The 8,113-nt window shown below is 60.2% G+C and carries 7 protein-coding genes; 1 reads left to right on the top strand and 6 read right to left on the bottom strand.

Going from position 1 to position 8,113, the window contains the following annotated elements:
• Window positions 1–14 precede the first annotated feature (14 nt).
• From hfq to WBF74_RS13665, 5 genes are all read right to left on the bottom strand, one after another.
• Entirely contained in the window at window positions 15–260 is a 246-nt protein-coding gene (hfq, locus tag WBF74_RS13645) for an RNA chaperone Hfq (RefSeq protein ID WP_424440840.1), read from the bottom strand.
• A gap of 171 nt (window positions 261–431) precedes the next feature.
• Window positions 432–1,295: a D-amino-acid transaminase gene (locus WBF74_RS13650; RefSeq protein WP_424440842.1), complete on the bottom strand. Its 864-nt coding sequence runs from the start codon at window positions 1,293–1,295 to the stop codon at window positions 432–434.
• A 27-nt stretch (window positions 1,296–1,322) separates the two neighbouring features.
• Window positions 1,323–2,699, bottom strand: coding sequence for a Trk system potassium transporter TrkA (gene trkA, locus WBF74_RS13655; protein ID WP_424440844.1), 1,377 nt, complete (start codon window positions 2,697–2,699; stop codon window positions 1,323–1,325).
• 37 nt (window positions 2,700–2,736) lie between these two features.
• A complete protein-coding gene (locus WBF74_RS13660; protein WP_424440846.1) occupies window positions 2,737–4,131 on the bottom strand; it encodes a sigma-54-dependent transcriptional regulator in 1,395 nt (464 codons plus the stop codon).
• On the bottom strand, window positions 4,121–6,466 hold the full coding sequence (locus tag WBF74_RS13665) for an ATP-binding protein (RefSeq protein ID WP_424440848.1): 2,346 nt from the start codon (window positions 6,464–6,466) through the stop codon (window positions 4,121–4,123). The genes WBF74_RS13660 and WBF74_RS13665 overlap by 11 nt, the downstream gene beginning before the upstream one ends.
• Before the next feature lie 231 nt (window positions 6,467–6,697).
• Here WBF74_RS13665 and WBF74_RS13670 point away from each other — a divergent pair, with 231 nt between their 5' ends.
• Entirely contained in the window at window positions 6,698–6,985 is a 288-nt protein-coding gene (locus WBF74_RS13670; protein WP_424440850.1) for a hypothetical protein, read from the top strand.
• Window positions 6,986–7,210: 225 nt separating this feature from the next.
• On the opposite strand, the gene WBF74_RS13675 is transcribed toward WBF74_RS13670, so the two are convergent.
• On the bottom strand, window positions 7,211–8,113 hold a 903-nt coding region (locus WBF74_RS13675), incomplete at its 5' end, for an IS1595 family transposase (protein WP_424440852.1).

The raw sequence follows: 8,113 nt of genomic DNA on the forward strand, positions 1-8,113 counted from the left end.
CAAAGACTAAACTCTCAGGCCTCGTCCCCGTTTCCCTCAGCATCGAAGAGTTGTACAGGCTGGGCCGGCATGATGGTCGAGATGGCATGCTTGTAAACAAGCTGCGAATGCCCGTCCCGACGCAACAACACACAAAAATTATCGAACCAGGTGACCACGCCCTGCAGCTTCACGCCATTGACCAGGAAGATGGTGAGGTTCGTCTTGTTCTTCCGAACATGGTTCAGGAACGTGTCCTGAAGATTATGAGTCTTTTCCATGGGTAAACCCCATTTTTGAGTTTCAGGGTGCCAGACCTCTGCCGCCTTGGACTGGCTTATCTTGGTCCGCAAACGGTCGGAATGCGGATGCGACTTGTCTCTACACTCTGGTGTTTCGCATTATGCTGCAAGTGCGAAATTTACTTCGCAAGCGCAATTCATCAAACCTCATCAACTCAGCTCACAGTGCCGCATATAGGCCTCCCTCAGACGCAGCGAAAGGGAGCCGGGTGCGCCATTCCCTACCGGCTGGCCATCAACCTGCGTTACAGGGAGCAAGATAGCGGAAGAGGCACTTATGAAGGCTTCGCGAGCGGACTTCGCCTCCTCCGGCGTGAAGGGGCGCTCCACCACCTTCATCCCCTCGCTTCTGGCGGCCTCCAACAGCACCTTGCGGGTGACGCCGCTCAGAATATCGGGGCCTTCCGGCCTTGATACAAGGTGCCCTTCCCTGTCCACGATCCAGGCATTGGTGGACGAGCCTTCGGTGACAAAGCCCTCCCGGTCCACAAGCCAGGCTTCATAGGCCCCCGCCTCGCGTGCGGTTTGCTTGGCGAGGATGTTGGGAAGCAGCCCCACGGATTTGATATCACACCGCCCCCAGCGCTGATCCGGCAGGGTAATGACGGAGACGCCCTGCGATAGCGCCGCCTCGATGCGGGCCATGTTGAGCCGCTTGGCGGTGACGACAATGGACGGATTGACAGGCCTTGCCGGAAAGGGATGGTCGCGCGGTGCAACGCCTCGCGTGACCTGCAGATAGACAAGCCCGGCATCTCGCGTGAGGCCGTTCCGGCGGACCACTTCGCGCAGGATGAGGCCAAGGGCGGCGGGAGCCACCGGCATCGCGATCCTCAGCGCATCGAGCGAGCGCGCCAACCGCTCCATATGGAGGCGCTCATCCATGAGCTTCCCGTCGCGCAGGCCGCAGACTTCATAGACGCCATCGGCAAATTGATAGCCGCGATCCTCGATATGGACGGCGGCTTCGGCGTGCCGCAGATAGCGGCCATTCACATAGGCAATACGAGACAAGACGGCGTTCCCCGGCGCGGTAGCAGATCAGAAGAATTGGAGGCTGACGCGGAACATCTGTTCCACCTTTTTTACGAGATCGGAGCGGACGAAAAGAATGACGTGGTCGCCCACCTGAACTTCCGTCTCGCCACGGGGGATGATGACCTCTCCCTTGCGGACAATCGCGCCGACCAGAATGCCACGCGGCAATGCCACTTCCCGAAGCGGCTTGCCAACCATCGGAGAGGTTGCGAGCGCCTCGGCCTCGATGACCTCCGCAGCGCCATCCCGCACCGTCTGCAACCCGCGGATGCGGCCACGGCGGACATGCTGAAGCACGGTTGAAACGGTTGCCCCGCGGGGATTGATGAAAGCATCAATGCCGAGCGAGTGCATCAGTGGCTCGTAGGTCGTATTGTTGATGAGCGCCATGGTGCGATAGCATCCTTCGCGCTTTGCTACGAGGCAGGCAAGGATATTCGCCTGATCATTATTGGTGAGCGTCAGCAGCGTTTCGGTGTCGGATATGCCCGCCTCATGCAGCAATTCAGGGTCAAGCCCGTCGCCATGCAACACGATGGACCGCTTCAGCCGGTCTGCGGCATAAACCGCCTTTGCGCGATCGCGCTCGATGAGTTTGACGCGCGTGCCGGAATGGCTTTCCTCCAGTGCCTGCGCCACATGAAGACCGATATTCCCGGCGCCGATGATGATAATGCGGCGCGCCTCGGCTTCCTCATGCCCGAAAATCGTCAGCGTGCGGCGAACATCGCGGATATCCGCCGCAAAATAGACCTCGTCGCCGACCAGCATTGAATCATCGCTCTGCGGCACGAAGAGATCGCCATTGCGCACCACCCCGACAACACGGGAGCGAAGATCGGGGAAAAGTTCTGTCAACTGACGGAGCGGCGTGTTGACGATGGGACAATTTTCTTCCAGCAACACACCGACGACGCTCACCTTCCCTTCCGCGAAATGCAGGATATCGAAAGCGCCGGGCACGGCGAGGCGGCGCAGAACCGCCTTCCCTACTTCCAGCTCCGGCGAGATGATCACGTCAATCGGCAGGTGATCCTGCGAGAAAAGCGTCTGGAAGCCGGGTTGCAGATAGGATTGCGAGCGGATACGAGCGATCTTTGTCGGCACATTGAAAATGGAGTGAGCGACCTGACAGGCGGTCATGTTCACTTCATCATGAAAGGTAACGGCGATCAGCATGTCTGCTGACTCAGCGCCTGCGCGTTCCAGCACATCGGGATGCGCACCGTGGCCAACAATGGCGCGCACATCGAGCGAATCCGAAATCTGCTGAACGAGTTGCGGCGACTGCTCGATCACCGTCACATCATTCTGTTCGGAGGCAAGCTGCCGGGCGATGCCGAAACCAACCTGCCCTGCGCCACAAATGATGACTTTCATGATCCGGTTTCTTCGTTTTGTGCGACGCTGAACAATATCAGGCGGGCACGTCTGGCCGGTTTGCTGTGGCAACACCCAGCGATTTGAGTTTGCGATGCAGCGCGGAACGCTCCATGCCGATAAAGGCGGCGGTGCGCGAGATGTTTCCGCCGAAACGGCTGATCTGGGCCATCAGATACTCACGCTCGAACGTCTCGCGTGCTTCGCGCAGCGGAAGCGCCATGATGTGTTCCCCGCCCGCGCCATTCACCGACATCTGCGCCGAGGTCGTAACTTCTGCGGGGAGCATGTCTGCCGTTACCACCGCATTCGGATCGCCCGACGCGAGGATCAGCAGCCGCTCGATATTGTTGCGAAGCTGGCGGACGTTGCCCGGCCAGTCATGCGCCTGAAGGGCGGCCATTGCATCGTCCGACACGCGGCGCTGCGGCAGACCCGTTGCACGGGAAATCTGTGCCATGAAATGCTCGACGAGTAGCGGAATGTCCTCGCGCCGTGCGGCGAGCGGCGGCACGTTGATCGGCACGACATTCAGCCGGTGATAGAGGTCTTCGCGGAAGCGGGCCTTGGCGATTTCCTCAAGGAGATCACGGCTGGAAGAGGACACGACGCGCACATCCACCTTGACGCGGGCTCCGCCGCCCACGCGCTCGAATGTCTGGTCCACCAGCACACGTAAAATCTTGCTCTGGGTCTCAAGCGGCATCTCGGCCACTTCATCGAGAAAGAGCGTGCCGCCATGTGCCTGCTCGAAAACGCCGACCTTGCGCGGGCCGGATGCGGTTTCCTCAGTGCCGAAAAGCTCTATCTCCATGCGCTCTGGCGCCATGTTTGCCGCATTGATGGCGACAAAGGCATTACCTGCACGGCGCGAGCGCGCATGAAGCAACCTTGCGACAACTTCCTTGCCCGAGCCTGACGGCCCCTGAATGAGAACGCGGCTGTTTGTCGGCGCGACTTTTTCGATCGTCTGCCGCACATGGGAAAGCGCAGGTGAGGCACCGATCAGCACCGTGTCATCGCCCGCGCGCAGACGCAGCTCGCTGTTTTCGCGGCGCAGCCTGTGCGCCTCGATGGCGCGGCGGACGATGAGGATAAGCCGATCTGCCTTGAACGGCTTTTCAATGAAGTCGTAAGCGCCCTTCTTGATGGCGGAGACAGCCGTTTCGATATTGCCGTGGCCGCTTATCACGATCACCGGCAGATCAGGATGGCGCTCGCGAATGACATCGAGAAGCTCAAGCCCGTCAAGCTTGCTGCCCTGAAGCCAGATATCGAGAATGACAAGGCCGGGACGGCGCGCCTCGATGGCAGCGAGTGCCTTGTCGCTGTCTCCGGCGCTGCGCGTATCATAGCCTTCATCGTTGAGAATACCCGCGACCAGTTCGCGAATATCCGCTTCATCATCCACAATCAGAATATCAGACGCCATTGACAGCCTCTTTACCTATCCGTCCGGCTGCGCGCTCAGCGCTGCCATTCTTGTCGTTCGAAACTTCATCCGCCACACGGTGTCGCGGAAAAATGAGCCTCACCCTTGCGCCGCTTTCCCAGCCCTCATCGGCAGGCGCATCCTCGAGAATGAGCTTGCCGCTGTGGTCTTCCATCACCTTGTTGACGATGGCGAGGCCAAGCCCTGTGCCTTTCGCGCGTGTTGTCATGTAAGGCTCGGTCAGGCGCGAGCGATCCGCTTCCGGCAGACCGCAACCTGAGTCCGTTGCCGTGATGGTGACGTTTTCATCATCTGCAGAAAGGCGAATATGGATCCGCCCGATCTTCTCGCCGGGCTTTCCCTGCGGCTCTGCGCCTTCCTCGCCGTCTTCCTGACCAACACGCCGCACGGCTTCTGCGGCATTCTTGAGAATGTTCGTCAGCGCCTGGCTGACGAGACGGCCATCACATTCAAGCATCACCGTCTCGTCGGGGAGTTCCAGCATATAGTCGATATCCGGGTGGCCAACGCGCTGGAGGAATACCGACTGGCGCAGAACCTCGTTTATATCGATCACCTTCATCGTGGCAGAAGGCATGCGCGCAAAGGAAGAGAACTCATCCACCATGCGGCCAATATCACCGACCTGCCGGATGATGGTCTGCGTGCACTGCTCGAAGACTTCCGGGTCGGTGGTGACTTCCCTGCCATATTTCCGGCGCAGGCGCTCTGCCGAAAGCTGGATCGGCGTGAGCGGGTTCTTGATCTCATGCGCGATACGGCGCGCCACATCCGCCCAGGCGGACGTTCGCTGCGCGCGCACGAGTTCAGTGATGTCATCAAAGGTGAGAACGAAACCGCCCTGTCCTGAATCCGTCATCTCGCGCGTCACGCGCAGGTTGAGAATGCGCTCCTGCCCGCCCTGCTCCAGGACGGCTTGCGCCTGTGCCGTACGGGCGGGATGAGCGCGCGCATCTTCCACCGCCGCCGCCATTTCGGGAATGGCATCCGAAATCGTGCGCCCCAGAAGATCGGACTCCGCCGTGCTGAAGAAGCGCAGCGCCGCGCGGTTCGCATGGGTGATGCGGCCCTCATTGTCGAGACCAAGCACACCGGCGCTGACGCCTGAAAGCACGGCTTCCGTGAACTGCCTGCGCTCATCAAGCTGGTGGTTTGCGGCGATGAGATCGTTGCGCTGACTCTCAATCTGGCTCGTCATGCGGTTGAAGGCACCGCTCAACATGTCGAGTTCATCGCCCGTGCCGCTCACGGGCACACGGGCCCGAAGATCACCAAGGCTCACACGCTCGGCCGCACCGACAAGGCGGGAGATCGGATCAACAATCCGGTTCGCGGCCCAGAGTCCAAGCCAGATTGCCGCCAGAAGCGTGATCAACGCCACTGTCACATAGATGAGGGCAAAGGTGACCTGAAACTGGTTGCGGCGTGATTCAAGATTTTCATATTCGCTGACAGCGGCGCGTGTCTCGGACAGATGCTCGAGCACTGTCGCATCCACGAAACGGGCGACATAGAGGAACACGTCCTCCTTCGATGGCAGGGCGACGAGCGCGCGGATCTGGTTGTGATCCTCGACCACGAAAAGCGCGACATCATTTGCCTGTGCTGTTTCGAAGTAGCGCCGCTCCGGCATGCCGACCTCAACGCTGCCGCGCGCCTGCGCAAGAATGCGCCCATCCGACTTGATGAGATAGGCGCCGTGAAGCGCGCGCACCCGCATCTGCCCGTTGAAAACGGTCTGGAAGTAAGGCGGGTTTGTTTCGAGCAGGCTGAGTTCACGATTGAGATCGGTCGCCATGGCGAGCGTGTCGCCGCGCAGAACCTGCCGGTGCTCGTTCAGATAGGCCGCCGCTACCGTCTCGGCGTTTGAAATAATGGTCTGGGCGCGCTCGCCGAACCATGTATCGAGGCCGCGATTGAGCGTGACCGCCGCAAAGACCGCGACGATGATCGCGGGCATGACCGCCACGATCGAAAAGAGCGTCACCAGTCGCGCATGGAGCTTTGCCCCCGCCGTGCCACTCACCCGCGCAAGGATGATCTTTACCACCCGCCAGAAGATCAACCCCACCAGCACCAGCACGATGGCAAGGTTGGCAAGGAGCAGGGAGATCACCAGACCGCGCGTCGGCGCAAAAGGCGTCAGTCCCGTAAGCAGCATATAGGTGAAGGAGCCAAGGCAGATCGCCAGAATGACGAGGCCGACTGACAGGGACGCGGAAAAATGCTTCCGGCTCAGGAGACGCCAGAATCGGCTTTCCCATCGCGCGGCCCGGTCCTGCCCGGATTCTTCCACCTGATCTGTCGGTACCATGCCTGTTCCTGCGCGGCGGCGAAAATGCAGAAGGAGAGCAGGAATCCGAGCCGAACCGCTCATCCTGTGCCCAAAGCGCCACGCTCCTCGTTCGGCCCGTGCGTATTCTGTAACAGCAGACGATACCGTTCAACAACAATGTTGCGGGTTTACGACACTATGCACCATACACACCACAGTGCCGAAGCTGTTTAGAGGAACGGGGGCCGAAGCCCCCGCCGGAGAATTTAGATGCTAGAGATCGAGTGCAACGACGAACTGGTAGTTGCGTTTTGGGATCGCCTTGTGGGTAGTCTTTATGAACTTGCTACCCCGGACCGCCCGTTTGATGCTTTCCTGCATATAGCGAGCGGCCTCATCTCTAACAAACTCGCCGACGATCCGGCGAATGTTGTCGAGTCGGTCACTACGCCCACAGGAAGGACAGGAGAATACGCTCTCGGGTTTTGCATCAGCGGGGCCCTGGAGAGGGACCTTGCAGCCGCCGCAAAGGACTTCTTTGGTATCGCTAGCCATTAGCTCGGTTCCATTAATGAACCGAATGGGGCTTGACGTGATAGCCGAATGGCCAGATAGTCCATCCAGTGATCACACCGCGCCGCCACCCGGCGGTTTCTATTCGAGGCCAGTCCCGCGCCAACGGGGCTGGCCTTTCCCTTTTGTCGAGATTTGTCTCGACCCTCCAAGCTCCATGCGCGCGCCTGATTCGTCAACTTGTTTTGTGCGGGTATTCGGAGCGTTTGCTCACTTCGCCATGTGACGCTGAGAGTAGCCCTTGAACGCGGAAGCGCGGGGCTTCATGGCGAGGATGCCAGCGGCAAAGAACTGGGCTCCGTTATCCTCGCGGCGATGGTTCTCCCGCCACGCCATTTCACCGGCATAGCGATCAAGATACCGGCCCGAAATGAAATGGTGCGTCCCGATTTCCGAACGGCGGAGACGGGAAAAATAGCTCTCGGCTTGGTTCGTGCAGATATGGCCGTCCGCATAGGCAAGCTGGTGATTGATGCTATAGGCCTGGAAGAAGCCCCGCACCTTGTCCCAGCCCGGCGCTTCGTCGGTATAGACGACCGAACCGGGGCGCACGTTCTCCATGATGAAATCGGCGGAGCCATGCTCGGTCGGGAATACCGCCGTCAGAACGCGACCGCCACGCTCGCGCATGACGACGACCGACTTGCGCTTGCCGTTCTTGTTGATGAGCTTGCGGCGGTCCTTGCGATCTTCCTTGCGGTTCTCAGGGCGGACGTAGCCGCCGAAGTATGCGCCGTCCACTTCGATGTCACCGGCGAGCGTCACGCCATCCTGCTCGCTCGCAAGGGCTTCCCGGGGCTTGTGCGCCAACACGAAGGCGGTGCGGTACTGCACGCCAAGATCGCGCGAAAGCTGGAGCGCGGAAACGCCCTTCACCGCATTGACGAAGATCGCAATGGCGGCGAGGTAGTCGCGCATCGGCAGCTTGTAGTGCGAGAACACCGTGCCGGACGTGACCGAGAACTGACGGCGGCAAGCCTTGCACTTGAAGATGCGGCGGGACTGGTACTCATAGGCCCCGGCATGGCCGCAATGGATGCAGACCGGCTCGCCTTCGGCCCAGCGGAGAGCGCGGAACATGGCATAGGCCTGCGTCTCGTCCATGCGCATTAC

This window comes from Parvibaculum sp. (genome assembly GCF_049672805.1).
Classification (GTDB): Bacteria; Pseudomonadota; Alphaproteobacteria; order Parvibaculales; family Parvibaculaceae; genus Parvibaculum.